This window comes from Lysinibacillus sp. S1, from assembly GCF_044986265.1.
Classification (GTDB): domain Bacteria; phylum Bacillota; class Bacilli; order Bacillales_A; family Planococcaceae; genus Lysinibacillus; species Lysinibacillus capsici.
This window is the reverse complement of record NZ_CP173154.1, coordinates 2,058,714-2,082,078: the sequence shown is the minus strand read 5'-3', so window position 1 is coordinate 2,082,078 and position 23,365 is coordinate 2,058,714. Positions and strand designations below refer to the sequence as shown.

The 23,365-nt window shown below is 36.4% G+C and carries 14 protein-coding genes; 7 read left to right on the top strand and 7 right to left on the bottom strand.

Features of this window, described 5'->3' with window-relative positions; genetic code table 11:
• The first annotated feature begins 15 nt into the window (after positions 1 to 15).
• A complete protein-coding gene (locus tag ACHZEU_RS10565; RefSeq protein WP_404804473.1) occupies positions 16 to 2,508 on the top strand; it encodes an S-layer homology domain-containing protein in 2,493 nt (830 codons plus the stop codon).
• 362 nt (positions 2,509 to 2,870) lie between these two features.
• On the opposite strand, the gene ACHZEU_RS10560 is transcribed toward ACHZEU_RS10565, so the two are convergent.
• From ACHZEU_RS10560 to ACHZEU_RS10545, 4 genes are all read right to left on the bottom strand, one after another.
• Complete coding sequence (locus ACHZEU_RS10560) at positions 2,871 to 3,713, bottom strand: IS3 family transposase (protein ID WP_066038259.1); 843 nt, start codon at positions 3,711 to 3,713, stop codon at positions 2,871 to 2,873.
• Positions 3,710 to 4,216: a helix-turn-helix domain-containing protein gene (locus tag ACHZEU_RS10555; RefSeq protein WP_066038258.1), complete on the bottom strand. Its 507-nt coding sequence runs from the start codon at positions 4,214 to 4,216 to the stop codon at positions 3,710 to 3,712. Before ACHZEU_RS10555 ends, ACHZEU_RS10560 begins: the two co-directional genes overlap by 4 nt.
• A 237-nt stretch (positions 4,217 to 4,453) precedes the next feature.
• Positions 4,454 to 5,710, bottom strand: a complete 1,257-nt coding sequence (locus ACHZEU_RS10550) for an HlyD family secretion protein (protein ID WP_404804472.1) — start codon at positions 5,708 to 5,710, stop codon at positions 4,454 to 4,456.
• Positions 5,710 to 6,387: a hypothetical protein gene (locus ACHZEU_RS10545; protein WP_281216935.1), complete on the bottom strand. Its 678-nt coding sequence runs from the start codon at positions 6,385 to 6,387 to the stop codon at positions 5,710 to 5,712. Before ACHZEU_RS10545 ends, ACHZEU_RS10550 begins: the two co-directional genes overlap by 1 nt.
• A 475-nt stretch (positions 6,388 to 6,862) precedes the next feature.
• On the opposite strand from ACHZEU_RS10545, the gene ACHZEU_RS10540 reads away from it, so the two are divergent.
• From ACHZEU_RS10540 to ACHZEU_RS10525, 4 genes are all read left to right on the top strand, one after another.
• On the top strand, positions 6,863 to 10,822 hold the full coding sequence (locus ACHZEU_RS10540; protein WP_404804471.1) for a cell wall-binding protein: 3,960 nt from the start codon (positions 6,863 to 6,865) through the stop codon (positions 10,820 to 10,822).
• A gap of 201 nt (positions 10,823 to 11,023) precedes the next feature.
• Positions 11,024 to 12,091 carry an S-layer homology domain-containing protein gene (locus tag ACHZEU_RS10535; protein WP_279493923.1) on the top strand — a complete coding sequence of 356 codons (1,068 nt, stop codon included), beginning with the start codon at positions 11,024 to 11,026 and terminating at the stop codon, positions 12,089 to 12,091.
• A gap of 221 nt (positions 12,092 to 12,312) precedes the next feature.
• The gene (locus ACHZEU_RS10530) at positions 12,313 to 13,224 is read left to right on the top strand and encodes a C40 family peptidase (RefSeq protein WP_009371892.1); all 912 of its coding nucleotides are present in this window, start codon (positions 12,313 to 12,315) and stop codon (positions 13,222 to 13,224) included.
• Positions 13,225 to 13,457: 233 nt separating this feature from the next.
• The gene (locus tag ACHZEU_RS10525; RefSeq protein ID WP_279493928.1) at positions 13,458 to 15,380 is read left to right on the top strand and encodes an N-acetylmuramoyl-L-alanine amidase; all 1,923 of its coding nucleotides are present in this window, start codon (positions 13,458 to 13,460) and stop codon (positions 15,378 to 15,380) included.
• A 414-nt stretch (positions 15,381 to 15,794) separates the two neighbouring features.
• Here the strand turns inward: ACHZEU_RS10525 and ACHZEU_RS10520 are convergent, their stop codons facing one another.
• Both ACHZEU_RS10520 and pruA read right to left on the bottom strand, forming a co-directional pair.
• A complete protein-coding gene (locus ACHZEU_RS10520; RefSeq protein WP_404804470.1) occupies positions 15,795 to 17,762 on the bottom strand; it encodes an S-layer homology domain-containing protein in 1,968 nt (655 codons plus the stop codon).
• Positions 17,763 to 18,037: 275 nt separating this feature from the next.
• Entirely contained in the window at positions 18,038 to 19,582 is a 1,545-nt protein-coding gene (pruA, locus tag ACHZEU_RS10515; RefSeq protein ID WP_066036915.1) for an L-glutamate gamma-semialdehyde dehydrogenase, read from the bottom strand.
• Between the two features lie 179 nt (positions 19,583 to 19,761).
• On the opposite strand from pruA, the gene ACHZEU_RS10510 reads away from it, so the two are divergent.
• Complete coding sequence (locus tag ACHZEU_RS10510) at positions 19,762 to 21,099, top strand: helix-turn-helix domain-containing protein (RefSeq protein WP_404804469.1); 1,338 nt, start codon at positions 19,762 to 19,764, stop codon at positions 21,097 to 21,099.
• Between the two features lie 103 nt (positions 21,100 to 21,202).
• Here ACHZEU_RS10510 and ACHZEU_RS10505 read toward each other — a convergent pair whose 3' ends face one another.
• Complete coding sequence (locus ACHZEU_RS10505; protein ID WP_036074906.1) at positions 21,203 to 22,177, bottom strand: proline dehydrogenase family protein; 975 nt, start codon at positions 22,175 to 22,177, stop codon at positions 21,203 to 21,205.
• 565 nt (positions 22,178 to 22,742) lie between these two features.
• On the opposite strand from ACHZEU_RS10505, the gene ACHZEU_RS10500 reads away from it, so the two are divergent.
• Positions 22,743 to 23,342, top strand: coding sequence for a TetR/AcrR family transcriptional regulator (locus ACHZEU_RS10500; protein WP_103117447.1), 600 nt, complete (start codon positions 22,743 to 22,745; stop codon positions 23,340 to 23,342).
• Positions 23,343 to 23,365: the final 23 nt, after the last annotated feature.

Sequence of the window (23,365 nt, the reverse complement as noted above, 5' to 3'; positions counted from 1 at the left end):
AATTCGGAGTGAAAAATGGCAAGAAAACTAATAACGATTATTGTAGTCCTTTTCATGCTTACACTAACAGTTAGCCCCATCAATGGACAAGCTGCTGGTTTAGGCAATAAAGTCAGTGAAGTTAAAACAGAAGTTTCACCACAGGTAATACATTCACAGCAAAACTATACGTCAGGTTCGATACGTCAGTTTGTAAATGTTTTAGATGTCAATTTAAATAATACATATACAAAACTAGAAATAGGTATGCCAAATCCTATTAATTCATTAAAAACAACATCAGCGATGGCCAAGCAAAACACATATGATGGGCATCGTGTGGTTGGGGCTGTCAATGCCTCTTACTTTTTAGGAAATGGTATGCCTGCGAACTTGTTAGCAGAAAACAATGAAATTGTGAACTATGGTATTTTGGGGGATACATATGATAGCCCAACACAAAAGCCAGTTGCATTTGGTTTATCAAAATCAGGGAAAGCTATTGCAGATTATTATTCTACGAATCTAACTTTCCAAGTGAATGGCAAAAGCTATCCTATTGATCTTATTAATAGTGAACGAGGAACAAATAAAAACGTTTTATATACACCTGAAAAAAAATCAACAGGGACAAATACATGGGGGGTAGAACTCGTTGTGTCGGGCGCTAGCCAAGATACAAGTACCTTGCATTTTGGTGATCAGTTCTCAGGTACAGTATCTCATGTAACAGCTTACGGAGCAGAAGGTAACTCTTCTGTACCAGCAGATGGCTTTGTTATCTCTGTCCAAAATAAAGAGTTAGCCGCTGAATTAAGTAGCATTACAGCAGGTACAAGCGTGGATGTCAGCTTATCAATCGATCAAAAATGGATGGATGCACAGTTCATCTTAGCTGCTGGACCAATGCTTGTGCGTAACGGCAAAGTGGATATTTCTATGCCAACGAATTCAGGGTTTGCTTCTACACGTAGTCCACGTACAGCAGTAGCTATAGATGCTACAGGTACAAAGGTATCTCTTGTAACGATTGATGGACGCATAAGTGGTCATAGTAATGGTGTTAATTTATCAGATTTAGCTGCTCATTTAATTTCAGTGGGTGCTTCTTCGGCTATTAACCTAGATGGAGGCGGCTCTACAGCAATGGTGGCGCGTAACCCAGGAGGTTATTTCGCCAACCTAGTGAATAGACCGTCAGAGGGTAGTGAACGTCGTGTATCTGCCATTTTACAGGTAGTGAATACAGCGCCACCAGGGAAAGTAAAATCAATTACGTTAAGTAGTGTTGGTCAGGTAATGAAAGGATCTTCTGTAGATATGCAAGTTGCAAGTGCCTATGATCAATACTTGAATCCAATGACCATCAACCCAGCAAATATGAACTGGACAGTTGAAGGCAATATCGGCAAAATGGACGGTGCAACCTTCACAGCAACACAAAAGGGTGAAGGAAAAATTATTGGCGAGTATGAAGGAATTCGTACGTCTACAGCTGTGAAAGTAGTAGATCTAGCAGAAAAACCTATTGTACTAGATAGCTTTGATAATACGTCATCTTGGACAACAGAAGTGGCGAAAGCTAATGCTTCATTAGCAAGCTCTAAAGAGTATGCAAGACAGGGAACGGCTAGCTTACAATTAAACTATGATTTCACAACTAGCGGTACAGGTACAAAAGCAGCCTATATGGTTGCGAAAACACCAATTGCTATTTCAGGGCAGCCTAAAAATATCGGTCTTTGGGTATTTGGCGATGCTGGTAAGCATTGGCTAAGAGGTGTTGTCATTGATGGTGCTGGAGCTAAGCATACAATTGATTTTACAAGCCAGGGTGGTTTAGACTGGAGTGGTTGGAAGTACGTGACGGCGAATATTCCGAGTGACTTACCACAGCCATTGAAATTCGAGCGTTTGTATGTTGCTCAGCCAACAGCATCTCTTCAGAAGAAAGGACAGCTGTATTTCGATCAATTACAAGCCGTTTATAAAGATAATCATGAGGAATTAGTTTATACAGATGTAACAAAAGGACATTGGGCATTTTCCGAAATTCAAAGTCTATACGAGCAATCCCTTATTAAAGGATACTCAAATGGAACGTTCAAACCAGAGGCATCCATTACACGTGCTGAGGCAGCTACGATCATTGCCAGAGCTTTAAATCTAACTACAACGAAGGATTCTAGCTTTAAAGATGTGAGTAAGAGCCATTATGCATACAGTGCCATTGCCGCAGTTGAGCAGGCTGGCATTATTAAAGGGCAAGAGGCAGGGAAGTTTAATCCAAACGGACAGCTTTCACGTGCAGAAATGGCAGCGATTTTAACAAGAGCGTACAAATTAACTGGTACAAGCAAGGTAAACTTCACAGATATTAAATCAACACACTGGGCGTACAGCAATATCCAAGCGCTTGTGGCGAATGATTTAACAGGAGGCTTCCCAGATAATACGTTTAGACCTGACGCACAAATTACGCGTGCTCAATTCGCAAGCTTCTTAAATAGATGCTTATCTTTAAAATAAACATGAATCCTCTGTAGCTTCTACAGAGGATTTTTTGTGTTGTTTAAAAAGGAATGTTTGCGTTAAAGCGAGAGTTGATTTCCGTTCCAGGGCTACTTGCTTCATTGTGGGCGAGCTTCGAGCCTTCGTGCAGGGTCTTGCCAGTCTTGCTATCACACTGAGTCAAGTAGCATTCCACTCCAACGTACAATTTAGCAAAGGTTTTTAAATAATGTGAAGGTGTACACTACTCATTTTATTTTGATTGCTACGGCTAGTAGGAAAGATAAGTAAATGCCACTTTTTTGCAGAATGGTTGATTGGAGTGGAGCCAGCGTAACTCCTAGGGGATTAGTGATCTGACCCCAAAAATATAAACTTTTTTACGAAGCTTTTCGATACTCAACGGGACTTTTTCCGTTGAGTTTTCTTTTAATCCGCTCATGATTGTAATAGTAAATATAATCTGCTAATGCTTTTGTAAATTCTACATAGTTTTTAAACGTAGTTGTGTACAGAAATTCTGATTTCAGAATACCAAAAAAGCTTTCTATTACGGCATTATCTAAACAATTTCCTTTCCGTGACATACTTTGCTTGATTTCATGCGTTGTCAATAACGCTTTAAAACGGGGTATTTGATATAACCATCCTTGATCAGAATGAATGATTAAGCCACTCTTTTTCGATAACTTTGTATACGTAAACGCCTTTTTAAAAGACTGTTGAACTAACTCAAAATTAGGTGATTTTGATACCTCATATCCAACGATTTCTCGATTGAATAAATCTAATACAGCCGATACATAGATTTTTTGACCGTTTATTTTAAACTCTGTGACATCGGTTACCCATTTCTGATTGGATGCAGTGGCTTCAAAATCACGTTGGATGACATTCTCTGCGACATAGCCGACTGTCCCTTTATACGAACGGTATTTTTTAGGGCGTACCGTCCCTTTTAAGCCCAATTCTTGCATCAATCGTTGTACCGTTTTATGGTTGATGAAAAAACCTTCATTTCGGAGGGCAAGACAAATACGACGATAGCCATAACGCCCCTTATGGTGATGAAAAAGTGTCTGGATTCGTTCTTTGATCGCCTGATATTTATCTGGTTTTACCCATTTTTGAAGATGATAATAATACGTACTTTTCTTGATTTTTGCCACTTTTAATAGAGCTTGAAGTGGAAATTCCAGCCTTAGCTCATACACAGCTCTCATTTTTTCTTCGGTTTGAATGCTTCCTTTTCTTGAACTAAGGCTTTCAACTTTTTTAAATAGGCATTTTCCATCCGTAAATACTCAATTTCCGCTTTTAACTCTTCCGTTGTTTTTTCATTTAAATCAGACGAAGGTGGTTGTTTTTTTGGCATTGATTGGTGCTCCTTTTCTATTTGATAGAGCACCTTTCCAGCCTTGGACATCCACTGTTTTTTCCATCTCCGAATGGTTTCACGAGAAGGAATATTAAACTTCGCAGCAGTCTGAAGGAGCGAATCGCCCGTCTCTATCAGGTGTTGAATTACTTTTATTTTAAAAGAATCTTCGTAATTCGTGAACCCTTGAGGACGAATAATTCCTTCAATGCCATGGTATCGATATAATTCAATCCATAATCGAACGTACTGTCGATCCCTCTGTAATCTATTGGCAATCTGATACGTACTTTCCTTTTCTTCAATGTAAGCTAGAACTGCGGCTAACTTTTGTTCATCAGAAATCACTAACTGCACCCCCTATATTAGATTTTTTAAGTCCAATATTTTGGGTGCAGTTCATAGCGTCACAGATGAGACCCTGGAGCGAACGTAGTGAGTGAAGCGGCTCATCGGACGCCCCCTGGAAAGGACGCTGGCGGAACGGAAATCAATCCCTTGCTCGCTTTTCCAAAAAGATCTTTAATTTTGTTTTTAATAATAAAAAATCCGCCTAGCCCCAAAAAAAGGCGAAGCGGATTTAGATTAGAAAACGATGTATTTCACATATTGTTTCCACGTTAAATCTTTAAAGTGGTTCCATTGTATTTTTTCAACGGGTAATGTTCTGAAGGTATAGGCTTCAATATTACGTTTCTCATTAGTGAGCATTGGCGTTCCTTCATCTATATAGTCCATAAAAATAGCTGACTTAGCAGTATTAAATTGTACATTGATATCGATCAGCTGAATTTTGCCATCCTTATTGATAATATACAGCTTTTTATTGCCCTTTTTAGTCGTTGCTAGCCACGATTTATCAACTTTATAGGAATCGAACGCTTCATTGACAATAATAGAGGCCTTGCCCGTTGTTGAAAATGGGATGTCCTCTAAAGGAGCGTCTTGTTGTAGTTTGACTTCATAATTTGTTGGTTGTGGCAATGCTGCTGTTTTGGCTAGTTCATTTGCCCAAAATGTATCATCATCAGTCGCAATCATTTGTTTTTCTAATACGACGCCAGATAATGCATCTTTGACATGCTTCACCTTAAAATCAACAGTTTGGCCTTCTTCAACCTTTTGCCATTCTCTTTCGGATAAATAAGCATACATAGCTTTTTCATTTGAATAGATTTCAAACGTCAGTGCACCTGCATCTTCTTTAATCGCTGACACAACACCATCGATTGGACTGACAATACCTTGACGGGACTGTATTTGTGTAATCTGTGCCTCAATTAGCGCAATTTGACGATTGGTTTCAGCAATATGTCGATTTAACAGGGCAACTGCTGTTGATGGTGAATTTTGCTGAGCAAGCTCTAATTTTAGCGTAACAGAAAGCTTATCATTCATTTGATCTGTATTAATCGAGCTTTTTGGATCAGAGCCATCGCCGTATTCATCCTCAATTTGATCAAGTGCATCCTGTAAATCGCTTAATTCAGTTTCATAGGCTGTACGTTCCGATTCAAGCTTTGTTAGCTCCTCGTCCACTTCATCCGTTTGATAGGTAGCAAGTAAATCATTCATCATGACTTTCTGGCCACGCTTTACATTTACTGCTGATAAGCTTGTTGCATCAGCGGTAATAGTATATATTTCAGCAGGTGCTACAATCGTTTCCTTGTTAACACGTTCTTTATTTGTTCCGATGTGAGCCTTTTGAAATTCGTCGATAAAGTAGGATCGTGTCACGCTGCTATCATCTTTGAATACGAAATAAGCATTGATACCGATTACTAGCATTGCTAACACGATGGTCGTAGTTGTCCATGGTCTTGTTTTGATAAATGCCATCATCCTAACCCCCTAGCAATCCATTCTTTAATTGGTAGTACACTAATCAAACCAACAAATATGGCCATAAATAGCTGTACACCAATCAATTTGACTACTAACATTTTTCTACTAGCCTCTTCCTCCCATTTTGATAGGAAGAGGTACTGTACAATAATGATTAAAACAGTTGTTACCGTCAATTGATTGAGGGTAAATAATACGAAATCTGTTTCAATCACCTGTAAGGCAGCAGGAGCTAAGGAGAAGAAAGAAAACATGGTTGTATAGCCTACAGCATAGAAAACAGCAAAGAGGATTGCTTTTTCAATTAATAGAAAGGCTACAACATAAAGCTGGACTTTTTTTATCCAAGTATAAGGAATGTCCGTTAATAGATGTAAAAGATAGGTAACACCATAATAATGGAAGCAAAAATAGACGATTCCCCATAAAACGGCACCAAGCATCGAAAGGATACGTGCTACATAGTATTCATTTTGTAAATCCATTGCGAATAAGGACGTTAAATTTTCTGTCCCCATTCCCCAATATTCGCGAGCAGCAAACAACAGGATGAAAAGAATGAACACCGTTAGGACTCGTTTTTTATATCCGATGACCTCGCCTTCCTCTACGATGCTAGTAAAGTAGGTAGGATTTTTTAAGCTATGCCAGAACTTATAATGGTAAAACATAAACAGCGTCCTTTCTTCCAAAATAGGATATCAAAGTTGTAGTATACACCTTGTAAAGATATTATGACATATGAAAATAGCTGTTTTTTTCCAATAAATTCATTAAAAAAAGCATAATTCGTTATTATATGTCAATTGGTGAAGAACCCACATCCATTACGTCTCGGCATACTATGTCCTGATTTTTTTCGTGCTTGTCGAAAATCAGTGACAACTCCCGAAGACTTTTTCTTAATTCAGTAAATGTTCAAACCTTTTGCTGAATCTACATAAATCTATTGTATAGTATAATTGAAATAACTTCCTGTTTTTCTAGCTAGTAATTTAGAAAAAATTCTTTTCATGCTCAAAAATTTGTAAATGTAGTAGAAAGGCTTGAAAACATTTGATTTACACCGATACTAAAGTCATGATTTCTAAATGAAAATGAGCACAATCATTTTTACTATAGATAAACTATGAAAGGGTGGTTCGATTGAATCGAAAATTGACAGCAGGTGTCTTAACAAGTCTATTATTAGCACCTACAGCTATAGCAAATGCACAAGAAAATGATGCCCAATCTCGCGTTACAACACAATCAGAGCAGGTTGCCTATACGAATGAGGTAGCAGCTGCAACGACAAGAGAACAGCTTATTGCTCAATTTGGTAAGTTGTCGGAGAACTCTACGGGAGATGAGATGTCGTTAGCAAAAGGGGATATAATAGTTGTACAAAAATCAGCTGATTTTTTTCCGGAAGAGAAGGCTATTATACAAGCGAAGTATGATTATGTAGTAGAACAACGTAAGCTATTAACGAGGCTTAAAGAAATTGGTACTAGAATTGGAGAAATATCATATTTAAGTAAAACATTCTTTGAAGATGTTAAAAGTGCAAAAGATGACTATGATCTATTTTTAGGGAATGAAGAAGAACCAAAAGCGCCGTCTTATTTATACGTACAACTTCAATTTAAAAATTCCCTTGAGGAAGCACTTATTAATGCAAATAGTGTAGCTTCTACCATGAGGAGTACAGTTTTACAATATGATTATGAAAAGTCTGACCGTAATGCTTACTTTAAAGGCAAAGGAGCAGATATCGACAAACTGAATAAATTGATTAGTGACTCAAAAGCAGCGAAATCTGCTACAGATCAATTAGACGATTTAGATTTACAAAATCCTACTGCAATAAATAACTTTACAACTACCTATAATTCACTAACAGCAGATCAAAAGAAAGTAGTTGAGGCCTATAATCCGAAAAATGAAGCATTAACACCTTTTAAAAAATATAAAGATGCTTTAACAGGCCTATCAGCAGCGGATAAAGTTTCTTCAAGTATTGCTCAGCTAATAACGAAACAACCTACTGATTTCTCATCAGCAACAAGTTTTATTAGTGCTGTAGCTGCTATTGAAAAATCCTATAATAGCCTAGATGCAACCCAGAAAAATTTAGTGTCAAACTATGATGAATTTAAACCATTTATACAAGCGGCAGATGTTTCCAAGCGAATCTCATCCCTACGAATTTCAAGTGATAAGGCTTATCGTGCTTCTGTCACTACATTGAAAGCATTGTATGATAATTTAGATAAAATAAAAGGGTATGTAAAAAACGGAGTAGACTTAGAAACTGCGGATGCAAATATTAAATCTGCAGAAAAGATTGAGGAACTGATCAATGCTATAAAAGATGCAGAAAATAAAGTTTCTGCTATTAAATCTGCACGTGAAGCCTATAATACGCCTCTGGGAACAGATATTAACCCAGCAAATGTTAAAAAAATCGTCAATAATTTAGCAGAGTTAACAACGTGGGAGAAAAAGTTAAGTGCAACATTAAAGGTAGATAAGTTAATTGATAGCTTAGATCCAGCCGCCAAAACATTTGAAAGTAAAACTTTATCTGCATGGACTGCCTTTAATAAGTTGAGTGTTAATGATCAAATTCTGGTGCAGGGAGCGACAAAGCTAACGCTGTTTCAAAAATACGCAGAAGCATCGAAAACAATTAGTACATTAAAGCCTACAGCTGACTATGGCACACAGCTTAGCAAGTTGAAAGAGACAGTGGAGAAATTAGATACGACATTGCAAGGATATGAAACAGCTCTTACTAATTTGAAAACACAGCTGCAAAACAAAGTAGAGGCTTTGGTTAAAGAGGAAGAAGCGGTACAGGCCGTTATAAAGGAAATTGGTCTGCTAGATAAAAATATAGCGGTTGAAAAAATATTGGCTGCACGAGCAAATTATGATGCGTTATCAGCAACTGCTAAAAAGCGCGTGACAAATATTAAAGTGTTAACAGATTTAGAGAAATCCTATAAATCGGTTGTTAATGTCATCTCTCAATTTGAAAAATTGGATCCTTCCTCTAAAAGCTATATTTCTAAAGCAAAATCAGCTTATACGGCTTACTCCAAACTAGATAATGCTAATCAGGAGTTTGTTTTAAATTATAAGGGCTTGAGTAAAAAAGTACCTGTTATAGATGTTATTGTTCAAATTGATGCTTTAAATACTTCAAAAAAGACCTATAAAGATGATGTGCAAAAGGCAACGGGTGCTTATAACGCATTAAATAATATAGAGCCAAAACTTCAAGACGAGGTCATCAATTATGTACACCTAACAAACGCACAAGGCTATATCAATACGGCTAAAGCATTTGATGACCGTATTATAGCCTTAGCAAATGAAGGCCCTGACACATTTGTCAAAAAGGTAGCAGAACTTACATTAGAATATAAAGCAATGGATAAGAACGCACAGAAGCTAGTGGAGCAAGCCAAAATGTTAAGCTCCTATGAAAAGGATAATAAGGCAGTAATCAAGGTGATTCAAATGATCGATGCCTTAAACCCAACAAATAAGGATTATACAAAAAAGGTTCTTGATGCACGTAAAGCCTATAATGCACTTGATCAAGTTTCCCAAAAGCGAGTGACAAACTATGCKAATCTCACTGCTGTAGAGGATGTTGCTTCCTTGATTGGTCTCATTGCGTCGTTAAAGCCAACAAGTAAAACTTTCTATCAAGATATGAAAACAGCGCGTGAGCTTTATGATGCCTTGCCAGCAGAGAAGCAGCAAGCGATCGTAAACTATGATGCACTGGTAGCAGCAGAGAATGAACAGGGATTAGCACAGAGTGTAGTCGAGCTAATTAAATTAACAGAAGTGCAAGATGCTGACTATTTAACGAAGCTGATGAATGCGCGTGTAGCATACGATAAGCTGTCATCGGACCAAAAGAAATTAGTGACGAATATTAAAGATTTAACAACACGTGAAAAAGCAGTGAAACCAATTTTAAGTGTGATGGTTCAAATTAATGAACTAGATCCAGAATCAACAAGCTTTGTTAGTAAGGTAAACTCAGCACGTAAAGCGTATGATAAATTATCGAAAGATCAAAAAAAATACATCGATAATATTAATATTCTCTTGAAATTTGAGCCTGTCTCTAATGTGATGGAATTGATTAGTAAACTTAAATCTTCAAGTAACACATTCCTTCAAGATACATCACGAGCACGCTCACTTTACGATGCACTACCTGACGATATGAAGCAATATGTGACAAACTACTACTTATTGCAAGCAGCGGAGTCTAGTATTTTAGGGGCTGGTAATGTCATGCAAATGATTGATGAATTACCATCCGTTGATCCAAAGCAATATGTGAAACGTATTCAAGAAATCCGTGCTGCTTACAATGCTTTACCAAAGGATCAGCAAAGGGCTGTTCAAAATTATAAAGTGCTACAAGATCAGGAAAAGCTAATAAAGCCTGTAATGAGTATTGTAGAAGATATAGACCGATTGCTAACGGCAAAAGATATGAATAGCCAATACCAAAAGATTTTAAAAGCCTATGATAAGCTCAATGCGGATCAACGTCGCTATGTTTATAACGACCAGCTATTGCTTTCGCTAGATAATGTTATAAAGGTTTATAATAATATTGCTAAATTGAATCCAAAGGATAAATATTACTTTGGCATGGTGGAAGCGGCGCGTAAAGAATATGATAGTTTGAATACGACAGATAAACAACGTATCTCCAATTATGCTCTTTTACTCGAAGCAGAGAAAAGTTTAGCTGATGTGAAGAAGGTTGTGGAGATCATAGCGGGACTGTCTCCAAGCTCTTCAACGTATATTGAAGATGTGGCGAATGCCGTTGCTGCCTATAAGGCATTGGACTCTAAAATTAAAGGACAGGTCATTAATGAGGATGTCTTAAAGCAGGCAGAAAAAGATGTGGCTGCCGTTCTCAAAGTTGTTCAAGCGATTGGAAATATTGATCCAGACAGCTCCTCATTCGAGAAAAAAGTGTTAGCTGCTCAAAAAGATTATAGTAATTTGTCAATTGAGCAACAGGGCTTAGTGTATAATTACCGCATTCTAGAAGACTATCTTAAAATGATTCAATAGTATGATAAAAAAGGAGTTTTCCCAATCAATATAACGGGAAAACTCCTTTTATAAGTAAGAAAAAATGAATCCTAATATTAATTTCCAAAAAAGTGAAACTATATCATCTGAAATTCGTATCTTATAGTATAAATGGTCGCTTTGACTGGGGAGGTACCATTTGATACATTTTCATTTTGCCAACGTGAGGAGGTCGCCCTGTTGAAAAAATTATTGAGTATAATGGTACTTTCAATAGCTGCAACCGTAGGAAGTTTAACTGGTTTTAGTCAAGTAGAAGCAGCGTCTGCTAAGGCAGTAGATGTGACAAATTCATACTGGGCAAATGCCTCGATTCAACATATGCTCACAAAACAATATATGACTACATACAACGACAACACTTTTAAGCCAGAGCAAGCTATTACAAGGGCAGAGGCTGCTGCTGCCATTGCTCGCTCTCTTCAAACAAACATTGACATTGAGAACCCTGTAAAATTCAAGGATGTTCCTACAACTCATCCATATTACAAGGAAATTTGCCAGCTTGTTAAACTGGGAGTTATTCAAAAAAGTGATGCCTTTCATCCAGAAGAGCCTTTAAAGCGTATGCAGGTGGCAAAAATGCTAGCACTAGCTTACCAAATTAAAGTAGATGGCAAAAATAATAGCCAGTTTGCGGATATTACGCGTACGCATTGGGCAAAAGACTATATTGAATCCTTAGCAGATATCGGCATTATTGGTGGAGTGGATGCTAAGCATTTTGCTCCTGACCAATTGGTAACACGTGCACAGTTTGCTGTTTTTGTTGAGCGAAGCATGATTTTTCAACAAAAAATTAAGGCATTGGAAGTAGCCTATGACTATCTAGCAAAGGATTATATCCCAACTGTAAACCTTTCTTCTGAGTGGTCTAAAAAGGTGATTGAATTAATAAATGTTGAAAGACAGAAGAATAAGCTAGAACCTGTTGCTTATGATTCGAAACTGACACAAATTGCAATTATCAAAGCACAGGACATGGTAAATCGCCATTATTTTGAACACGTTTCCCCATATTATGGGGCACCTTGGGATTTAGCGACATTATTTGATTACAACTATACAAGTTTTGGAGAGAATATTGCTAGAAATATTAAAACACCTGAAATTGCTGTTAAGGCATGGATGGCTTCACCTAGCCATCGAGATAATATTTTAAAAGAGCACTATACGAACACAGGTGTTGCAATAGCACAGGATAGCAAAGGAAATTACTATTGGGTCCAAATGTTCTCTAGTCAATAAGTTGTTGTGTAACAAAGAATCGCTAATATTACAGAAATGTTACGAAAGTTCCAAATTACGATAAAAAAATCCCCTTTTTAACGCTGGAAATACCACCAAACGTTGGTATTACAGCGTTTTTTTGCTGTCTAAAACCGTTACACAATTGAAAAATAACATTCGCCTCTTTTGTGATAGTCTATGTATAGGCAAAAAAGTTTTGAGAGGGGTATAACAAAAGTATGAATAAGAAATGGTTATTACCGATTTTTGCATCATTTATGTTATTTTCAACTACTAATATTAATACTGCTGAAGCAGCGTCTAAAGCAGATTTAACTGATACAGCTTCTAAATATTTAGGTGTTCCATATAAATACGGCGGTACAACAACAAGCGGTTTTGATTGCTCTGGCTTTACTTCTAAAGTATTTTCAGACTTAGGCATTCAATTAAACCGTACGTCAGGATCTCAATATCAACAAGGTACTGCAGTTGCCAAGAGTGATCTTCAAGTTGGCGATTTAGTATTTTTCAATACAAGTGGTAGTGGTATTTCACATGTGGGGATATACATAGGTGATGGTAAAATGATCCACTCTCAAACTGGTCAAGGTGTAAGCTACTCAAATGTTAATGACCCATATTATTGGGGCGATCGTTATGTAGGTGCTAAACGTGTAGCAACATTTGATGCTCAACAACAGGCTGAAGTAAAACAAGCAGCTATTGACTTTTCCGTATATGCTTCTCGTGCAGAGGTAGCAGTACAAATTGCAAAAGCTTTAAACTTAGATACATCTGATACTACTACTAGTTTCGTAGATGTAAAACCTACATATGCTCATGCAGGTGCTATTGCAGCTGTAGCAAAATTAGGTATCTTTGAAGGCGATGCAAATGGTAAATTCAACCCGTCTTCACCAATTACGCGTGCACAAATTGCTAAAGTATTAGTGCTAGCATTTGGTCTTGAAAATAATGGTGGAAGTGTAGCTTTTAGTGATGTGCCTCAAAAGAGCTGGGCTAATGAATATGTTTCTACTCTAGCTTCAAATGGCATTACAAATGGTGACGGAGACGGTAGCTTCGGTTCTGATGAATTACTAAAAATCGAACAATTAAAAGTATTTATTGAAAGAATTCAACAATAAGTTCATAAAGTTAACACTTTAATTGTGTCATAGATTGCAAGAAATGATCTTTTGAATAGCGTATAATGGAAGAAGGGTTTGCAATAGCAGACTCTTCTATTTTTATGATAATTTTGTAGGAAAGGATGTGAATTGGAAAATTAAATTTTAACAGTTCTATTGTATGATGCTTTATTTAGCTAATTTTGTTAAAATGGACACGTTAAGAGAACAAGAAGGGAGGAAATAAGACATTGAACATCAAAAAAATTAGTCTTATCTTGTGCGTCTTATTCATTTCGGCTTCTATGTTTACGATACATAGTGCAAGTGTCAGTGCAGCTAACAATTCAAATATAACATTTGAAGATGTTACTAAAAATCACCCAGCCTATGAAGAAATCAATTATTTAGTAAATTTGGGGGTAATTCAAGGTTACTATGTGAATGGTAAGAGAGTCTTTGGCCCAAATAATAGTGTTACAAGAGGACAAGCAGCTAAAATGGTTGTTGTTGCCTCTGGTAATAAACCATTAGTTGTAAATAAATCTAGCTTTTCAGATGTTACAGTCGGCACTGAAATGTCAGGTTATATAGAACGTGCTGTACAGCTAGGATTTTTCGACAAAAATATAAAAGGTCAATTCTTACCAAATAAGCCTCTAACTCGTGGAGAAATGAGTTATGTATTAACAAAGGCTTTTAATTTAAATACTAGTGAGTATGAGGGGATCGACTCACCTTTTACTGATGTAGGAATTACACATGAATATGTGAAATACATCAATACAATCTATTATAATGGCATTACCAACGGAACAGGTAATACGTATTTACCGAATAGCACTGTAACACGTTCTCAATTTTCATTATTCGTTGCACGTGCAAACAGTGAAAAATATCGATTAGAGCTTCCTGTAAAAGGTGTACAAGTTCCAGATACATCACAAGTCATTGGCTTAGTGAAGGTCACTACAGATGGGTTAAACATCCGTAAGACAAAAGATTCTACTTCAAGCACGAACATTGTAGGCAAAGTCAATACAGGCGGTAAATTATCAGTCTACGCTGTTGAAAGTAATTGGCTAAAGGTTACTTATAAAGGCGCATATGCCTACATCTATAAGCAATATGCAGAATTTGTAGATGCAGATGGTAATGCGTTAGGAACAGTCGAAAAAGAAGTAACGACAAAAAATGCTGTCAATTTATATGTGAAGCCTACATCTTCAGCAAAAGTAATTTCATCGATTAAAGCGAACGAAAAGCTTCCCGTTTACAAAACAACTGGTGGCTACTACTTAACACAAGTAAATGGTTTACCAGGTTATATTGTAGCGAATAGCACTACGGATATTGTGGAGGAAGAAAAGCCAAATCCTAATCCAAATCCAGATCCAACACCACCAGCTTCTGGTGATGTGCTAGGAAGAGTAACGGTTGCTAATTTAAATGTTCGCAGTCAAAGTAACTCTACATCAGCCGTGTTATTTAAGCTGAATAAAGGAGAGTATGTCCAAGTTAATAACATCAATGGTTACTGGGCAGAAATCACCTATAATGGCCAATCAGGCTATGTTCACAAGTCTTATTTGAAACTATTAAATCAAACAGCTAAACCTTTACAAAATCGTATTATCATCCTAGACCCAGGTCATGGTGGTAAAGATCCAGGTACAGTAAAGGGCTCTGCTTCTGAAAAGAACATTACATTAAAAGTCAGCACACAAGTGAAACAATTACTAGAGAATGCTGGTGCAAAAGTTTATATGACACGTACTGGTGATACGTATCCATCCTTACAAGATCGCGTAGACTTTACTCAAGCAAACTATGGTGAAATTTTTGTAAGTGTTCATGTCAACTCTGCTGCTAATACGTCAGCGTCTGGTACTGAAACATATTATGCAATATCTACAGGAGATATGTATCAGGAAGACATTGATTTAGCGACATATGTTAATAATCAAATTGTCAACAATTTAAATATGAAAAATCGTGGTGTCAAGCAAGAGCAATACTACGTAATTCGTAATATGGTGATCCCTTCTATTCTAGTAGAACTTGGTTTCTTAACGAATGCAGAGGATAACAGTAAAATGACAAATGATCAATACGTTAAATTATTTGCAGAATCTATTTATAATGGTATTTTGCAATATTATAAAAAACAATAATTGATTAAGAGACGATTCCAAAGATGTACTAGCCTTTGGGATCGTTTTTCTTATTCTCTATATACCCATATAAGAAAAATACAAACTAATTGATAAAATGGCCATAAAATTTTCTCTAATCATACAAATAAAAGCTAATTAGATTGCTTGCTAGCTAGTATGAAAGATAAGGAAAAGACACTTTTGCACATGGGTGATTGGAGAGGAGCCAACATCACTCCTGATTGAGCGTCACAGAGGAGAGCCTAGAGCGAACATAAGTAAGTGAAGTGCTCATCGGACGGCCCCTGGAAAGGTCGCTGGCGAAACGGAAATCAACCTCCTGCCTTATGAAAAGGCCTCTTTCCCAGTGACTTTATCTTTTTTCAACAACAGTAAATGGCTGTCTCATTTATTAAGAGACAGCCATTTACGTTATTTCACGGTATTGATGAATTTAATATAATCCTTACTTATATATCCAGGTTCAGTGTTTAGTTTATCTGAAACAATTTGATACCAACCATTTGCGCTTGTATCTGTAACGATGACAGGCATATTACTTTTACTAAATGTGAAAAGTGGACTTTGACTAGTTGATGCATCTGCACGAACATTTAGTCCAGCAGTTGTTGTGAGAGCGATTTTATAGGGATTATTTGCATCCTTAAAGCCTAAAGCTTTTTCTGCACGATAGTAATGTCCTGCAATTTTTGCCCCCCAGAATGGATCTGAAGCGTATTTTACGTTGAAGCCGATAGCCTTGGAACCAACAACTGCGCCATTTGTATAACGTCCACCTGGCGTAATATAATTTGGCTGAAGGAATTTTTCAACTAGCTCATTAATATTGGCTTCCACACTATCAAACTTCTTGTTTAGTGGATTTGTATCATAGACATATAAGCCAAATAGATTGTTTAGATTTTGAGCGTGATCACTCATACCATAGGCACTCTCATGCTGTGCTAAGGATAAAATTAGCATAGCATTGATATGAGAATTGGCTTCCACTTCTTTTAATACAGAGCCTAAACCAAGTAGTTTACTTTTAGTTGTGGCATTTTTATAAATCGAAGCACCTGAGCTTTCAACCTCTGCTAATTTTCCCACAATATATTGATCTAGCTCATCTGCTGTATATTGAGTTGCTGCACGAGCTGGTAAGAACTGATAGTAGTTATAGGCTTCTCCCTTTGAAGAACCATCAGCATTGGTAAAGTTGATGCCATCCCAGCTAAAGTATTTCTCACCCTGCTTCATAAAGCTAGCTGCCTTGCCATACACGTAACTAGCAGAATATTTATTAGTTTTATAATCATATAAAGTATGTTTTATTTCACCGTACTCATTTGTGTAATAASAACGGCCTTTCACTAAAGCASWAGGAATTAAGGTAACGTCAGCCTGCTTTAAATAGCCAGTATGACCAGCTAAGCGTACTTTTACTTGTGTGGCATCACTACCTAGATACTCCATTTCTGTATTACCCGCAACTGCGHTTTGATCCTTAATCGTTTCAGAATTTAGAGCAACATAATTATTCGTTACAACATAACCTGAAGTCATTTTAATAATTTTATCATTTTGAGTAATCACTAAGGAATTAGTCGTCATCGCCTTTTCAGCTGCTTCAAAGCTAGTAAAGGTTTGTTTGTCTACCAAGTTACCATTGGAAACTTCTTTGACGATATATGCAGTAGTATTACCGTTATTACCAGTATTATTGTTGTTCCCATTATTAGTATTACCGTTATTTTCGGAGTTACCATTGTTTTCATTTTTACCAGCGTCAAGCTGATCAGCAAGAAGCATTAATCGTAGAATAAATGTCGATGCCTCACCAATTGTGGCATTGTCTCTTGGTAAAAACATGCCATTGGAGCTTCCTTTAATAAGTCCTAATTGTGCACCGATTGCAACATCCTCACGGAAATCTTTAAAAATAGTTGTATTGTCTTTGAAGGTAATAGAAGAAGTACCTTTTGGTATTTTTAAATAATCAACTGCTCTGATTAGCATCACTGCCATATGCTCTCTTGAAATACGGTCATCTGGCTTAAATGAGCCATCCGTATAACCAGTAATAATTCCAGCAGTTGCGGCAAGCTTAATTTCATTTGCAAATAAATATGTGTCTGACACATCTGTAAACGTTATCTCGTTCTTTGTGTCCAAATTTAATGCTTTTGCTATGTATGTGGCGAATTCACCGCGTGTAACCGTAGCATTTGGACGATAGCTTCCATTTGCATCCTTTAGTAATGCATCTTTCTGAATTAAATAGCGTAGACCACTTTCATGCATATGTCCTGATAGCTCGTCTGCATAGACAGATTGAGGCTGCCAAATGACTAGACTAACAAGCATCATGAGCAACATAAAAATTGATAGTTTTTTCATAGTTTTACCCTCCTAAACTGATATCATTTTAACAAAGTTATACAATCAAGATAAGGGTCAAATGTTAGAAATGCCATAAAATATACCAACGTTTTATAGGCAATAAGTATGCTTTTATAATTTGGTGTGAAAGTTAGTTTTAAATAGGGGAAGGAAAGTGAAGCGAAATTCACATGAGTTTCTTCTATTATATATGTCATTTGTGTTACCCCAAAAAAATAATGCCGTACATTGCTTACTAAGAAACAATGTACGGCATTTTATTGAAGTAATTATTAAAGCATTTCTGAAGTTGTTTTTGCTTGCATATGCAGCTGTAGGTAGTCTGGGCCACCTGCTTTTGAATCTGTACCTGACATGTTGAAGCCACCAAATGGTTGGTAACCTACGATWGCACCTGTACAGCCACGGTTGAAGTAAAGGTTTCCTACATGGAATTCTTCACGTGCTTTTTCTAGGTTCATACGRTTTGTTGTGATAACAGCGCCTGTTAAACCGTATTCTGTATCGTTTGCAATTTCAATCGCATGGTCGAAATCTTTTGCTTTTGCAATGGCTACCACTGGTCCGAAGATTTCTTCCTTCATAATACGAGCAGAAGGATCTACGTCCGCGAATACAGTTGGTTGTACGAAGTAGCCGACTGAATCGTCTGCTGTACCACCAGCTACTAAACGACCTTCGCCTTTACCGATTTCGATGTACTCTGTAATTTTATTGAATGCTGCTTGGTCAATAACTGTTGCCATGAAGTTGCTGTAATCAGTTGGGTCACCCACTGTTAAAGCGTTTGTTAACTCTTCTACGCGATTTACCACTTGCTCATATACATCTTCTACGATGACAGCACGAGAACATGCTGAACATTTTTGACCTGAGAAACCAAATGCTGATTTTACGATGGATTGTGCAGCTAATTCTAAATCTGCTTCTTTATCCACTACGATTGTATCTTTACCGCCCATTTCAGCGATGACACGTTTAATCCAAATTTGGCCTTCGTTTAATACAGATGCACGTTGGTTGATACGTAAGCCAACATCACGTGAACCTGTGAAGCTGATGAAGCGTGTTTTTGGATGATCGACTAAGTAGTCACCTACTTCAGCACCAGAACCTGGTACGAAGTTCACCGCACCTGCTGGAAGACCAGCTTCTTCTAATACTTCGATAAATTTATACGCTACAACTGGCGTTGTAGAAGCTGGTTTTAATAACACTGTGTTCCCTGTTACTAAAGCAGCTACTGTTGTCCCAGCCATGATTGCAAATGGGAAGTTCCAAGGAGAAATGACAATACCGATTCCTAATGGAATGTAGTCATAACGATTRTATTCACCTGGACGGCTTTCGACTGGCTGACCGTTTTTAATGCGTAGCATTTGGCGACCATAGTATTCCATGAAGTCGATTGCTTCCGCTGTATCTGCATCAGCCTCTGCCCATGGTTTCCCGGCTTCTTTTGTTAATAAAGCTGAGAATTCATGTTTACGACGACGAACGATTGCTGCCGCTTTGAAAAGAACGTCCGCACGAATGGCTGGATCAACTTTTTTCCATGTTTTGAATGTTTCATCTGCCGCTTGCATCGCTTTTTCAGCTAAATCTTTGCTTGCTTTCGAAACGCGACCAATGACTTCTGTTTTCTTTGCAGGATTGTACGAAACGATTTTATCTTCTGTTGTAATGCGCTCGCCACCAATAATTAGTGGGTAGTCTTGACCTAAGTAACCTTCAACTTTATTTAAAGCCTCTACATAAGCATTGTAGTTTGCCTCTTGTGAAAAATCTGTGAATGGTTCGTGTTTGTATGGAATCATGTCAGTTTCCTCCCAGGTATAAGTAGTGCCAAATGATTATGCACCTTTTAAGTTTGTGTTAATTATATAATGCAATATAATTTGGCATTAATCAACTCAAATTTTAAAACTTTTTTAATTTTTGCATCTGCTTTTCATATTGGTGTTAGAATAAGCTTAATGGACTACAGGAGGACAAAATGGATAACAATGTACTACTAAGTATTTATAAATACGTCATTGAAAAAGGCGATATGGGAATTTGCGTTGTAGACACAGAGGGCAAATTGCTTATATACAATAAAAAAATGAGAGAATTAGAAGGCGTTAATGAGGATGAATTTGAGGAGAGGCGAGCCTTAGAGATTATTGATTTTGAAATCGAAAAAAGCGATATTTATAAGGTCCTCAGCTCTGAAACGCCAGTGCACAATATAAAAAAAACGTATTGGAATAAAAAAAATCAAGAAGTGACCTACATAAGCAATATTTATCCGTTGCACTATGAAGGCTCTTTAATAGGCGCTGTGGAATTTGCCCGAGATATTACACAGCTTGAATACATGATGTATCAGCCATTGAGAAGGTATGGCGCTCCATTGACATTTGACATCATCACGGCTGTATCACCAGTCATGAAGGATGTCATTGAAAAAGCAAAAATTGTGGCACTAAGTAGAATGYSTGTTGTGTTAATAGGGGAATYAGGTACTGGGATTGATATGGTTGCAGAGGGAATACATCATGATCTAAAGGTAMAAAATGATATGTTTATTGCTTTAATTTGCCGTCGAGATGAGAAAACGGTATTAAAACAATTTGAAAAATATATTGTGGAAAAGGAGAAAATAACCTTCTTTGCTGAGCGCATTGAATATTTATCTTTAGAAGCACAAGAAAAGATTGTTGAACTTTTTAATAATCATCCTAATCATCAGCATGTTTTAATTGCTAGTGTTGGCAAAGATCCAATTGATTTGATTCAAAAGCATGAGCTATCCAAAAAGCTTTACAGACTTTTTTCAGGTATTACGATTTATGTACCTCCTTTACGAGAAAGAAAAGAAGATATTATGCCCTTTATCGATGATTATTTCAAAAGACATCGTGATAGCTTTGGCTCATCTATTCACGGGCTTTCAGAAGAAGTACGAGATACCTTTTTAAAATATGATTGGCCAGGAAATTTAAAGGAATTAGAAGTCCTGCTGGATGAAATAACCTCATTAATCACCAATGAAACGATAGTTGAATCACATATGCTACCAGTGCATTTCAAATGGAAAATCCAAAGCTCTTGTGAGGAGACGGAAAAAGAGGTTTCTACGAGTGACTTGTTTGTCATTAAAAATCAACAGGATATTCGACCATTAGATGTCTATATGAAAGAGGTAGAGGAGTACTATATTTCGAAGGCGTTGGACTTTCATCAAGGCAATATCTCCAAAACGGCTGCTGCGTTGGGGATTCGTCGACAAAGTTTACAGTATCGAGTTAAAAACTATAAGCTCAATAAAAAAAGCGAAAACATTGATTAACAATGTTTTCGCTTTTTTGGATAGTTTCCCGAAAGTGAAGGATAGAACGATCTAACTGAAGTATAAAAACACGAAACTGATGGATAGCTTCAAGTTTGTATAATTATTTTCCTTTTTTCGAAAGGCGACCAAGTGCAAATGCTGCTGCTCCTAAGCCAATTGCCATGTTCGTTTTTTTGTTAAACACTTGTTTTGTCACAAGTGCAACATTTTGTGGACGCTCAGCTAAACGACGCATAAAGTAACCGTACCAGTCATTACCGAATGGTAGGTATGTGCAGAAATTATAACCTTCACGAGCAAGGTCTAGCTGCATTTCTTTACGGAAACCATATAGCATTTGGAATTCGAATTTTTCATTTGGAATATTATGTTGTTTCACAAATTGTTTTACATGGTTGATCACATTATGATCGTGTGTCGCAATCGAAGTAAATTTACCATGTAGCAAATGATATTCAATTAGTTTTAAGTAATTATGGTCAATATCAGTTTTAGATTGATAAGCCACATTTTCAGGTTCTTTATAAGCACCTTTTACAATACGTAAGCGGAAGTTTTTATATTTCTCAATATTTTCCTCTGATTCGAAGAAGTAAGCTTGAATAACTGTCCCTACGTTATCATACTCTTTGTGTAATTCCTCTAATAATTCAAAAGAGCTATGTAAACGCTCGTAGTTTTCCATATCGAAATTTACGAAAATATTATATTGATGTGCAAGAGCTACGATTTCTTTTAAGTTTTCATAGCAAAATGCGTAATCAATATCTAAACCTAATTGTGAAGGTTTAAGAGAGATGTGTGCATCAAGCTGTTCATCATGAATAGCTTGTACAACAGCTAAAATGTTATTTTTGGCAGCAGTTGCCTCTGATTTTTCGTAGACGAACTCGCCTAGATTATCAACGGTACAAGAAATATTGGCCTTGTTTAATTCTTTAATCGATTGCACAACTTCTGGTAAACTTGTGCCAGCAACAACACTTTGGGCACCCATTTTCAAACCATATTTTTGTGCAGCGCTGTTTAATAATTTGTTCTCTGATAAGTAAATGAAAAAGTCACGTAATACCATTATATGCCTCCAAAAATGAAAATTTTAAATTCTTGGCGATTATAACACTTTTTTTGAAAAGTAAAATGGTTTGATTTTCAGAAAAAATTTTTTCAAAGCCAGTTAGTGAGATAAAACTATTGCAGTCATTGACTTTTTCATGATAAAAATTTAAATTAAAAAATTTTTTCAAAAAAAAAGGACTTTTCAAAATAAAAGATTTGCTTTATGTTAATTAGTATATGTCTAAATTTGCGAATATGTATAATATTGGACTTTTCGAGAGTGATTTACTTGAATGGCATGATAGTATTTCAGAATTATTTATATTTTAATATAATTTATTAGTGGGTATTCTTAGAAGTGATTCTTAGATATCCGCTTTTTCATTTTTCAATTTAAATATCATATTAATAGTAGTTTATAGTAAAAAAAAACAGGGTGTATTATAATAAAATGGTATATAATCAAGATTAAATTATGTACGTTTTGTGAATTTGTAGTTACTTTTGATTTAGAATAGTGTGTCTATATAAGCAATACAAAAGGGAATATGACTACTCTAAACTAAGATAAGGTGGAAAGTATGGCAAGAGGCAGAAAATTTAATTCAAATGGCGAACAAAGTAAACAACTATTACTTGAAAAAGCGATAGAGCTATTTTCTGATAAAGGTTATCATCACACAAAAATTAGTGACATTGTAAAGGCTGCCAATGTAACTCAGCCTACTTTTTATCTCTATTTTAAAAGCAAGGATGCCCTTTATAACGATTTGAATGCGCAATTTCAAAGCGGATTCTTGGCAGTAATGAATAGTAAATCAACTGACATTATTGAATATGGATTACAGGGTTTTATCACGCTCTTAGAGCAAAAGTTATTGAACTTGTTTGTATACATAATTGAAAATCCTGAATTAACAAAAATAGGTTTTATTGAATCCAAGCAAGCACATTTGGTGAAAAACCAAATGACACAGCAATTGATCCACCTTATTTATCTGCATGATTGTGACAAAGATCTACAACTGTATAGTGTGGATATAAAAATCATGATAGATAGTTTAGTAGGCTCAATAGAAAGACTCATCATTACGAATTTATTAGAAGAAAAAAGGTTACCTGCAGAACTTGCAAATGATATTGTACAATTATATTTTTGGAAAACCAAAGAAGTGATATAAAAAACTGCCATCGATACTTATTA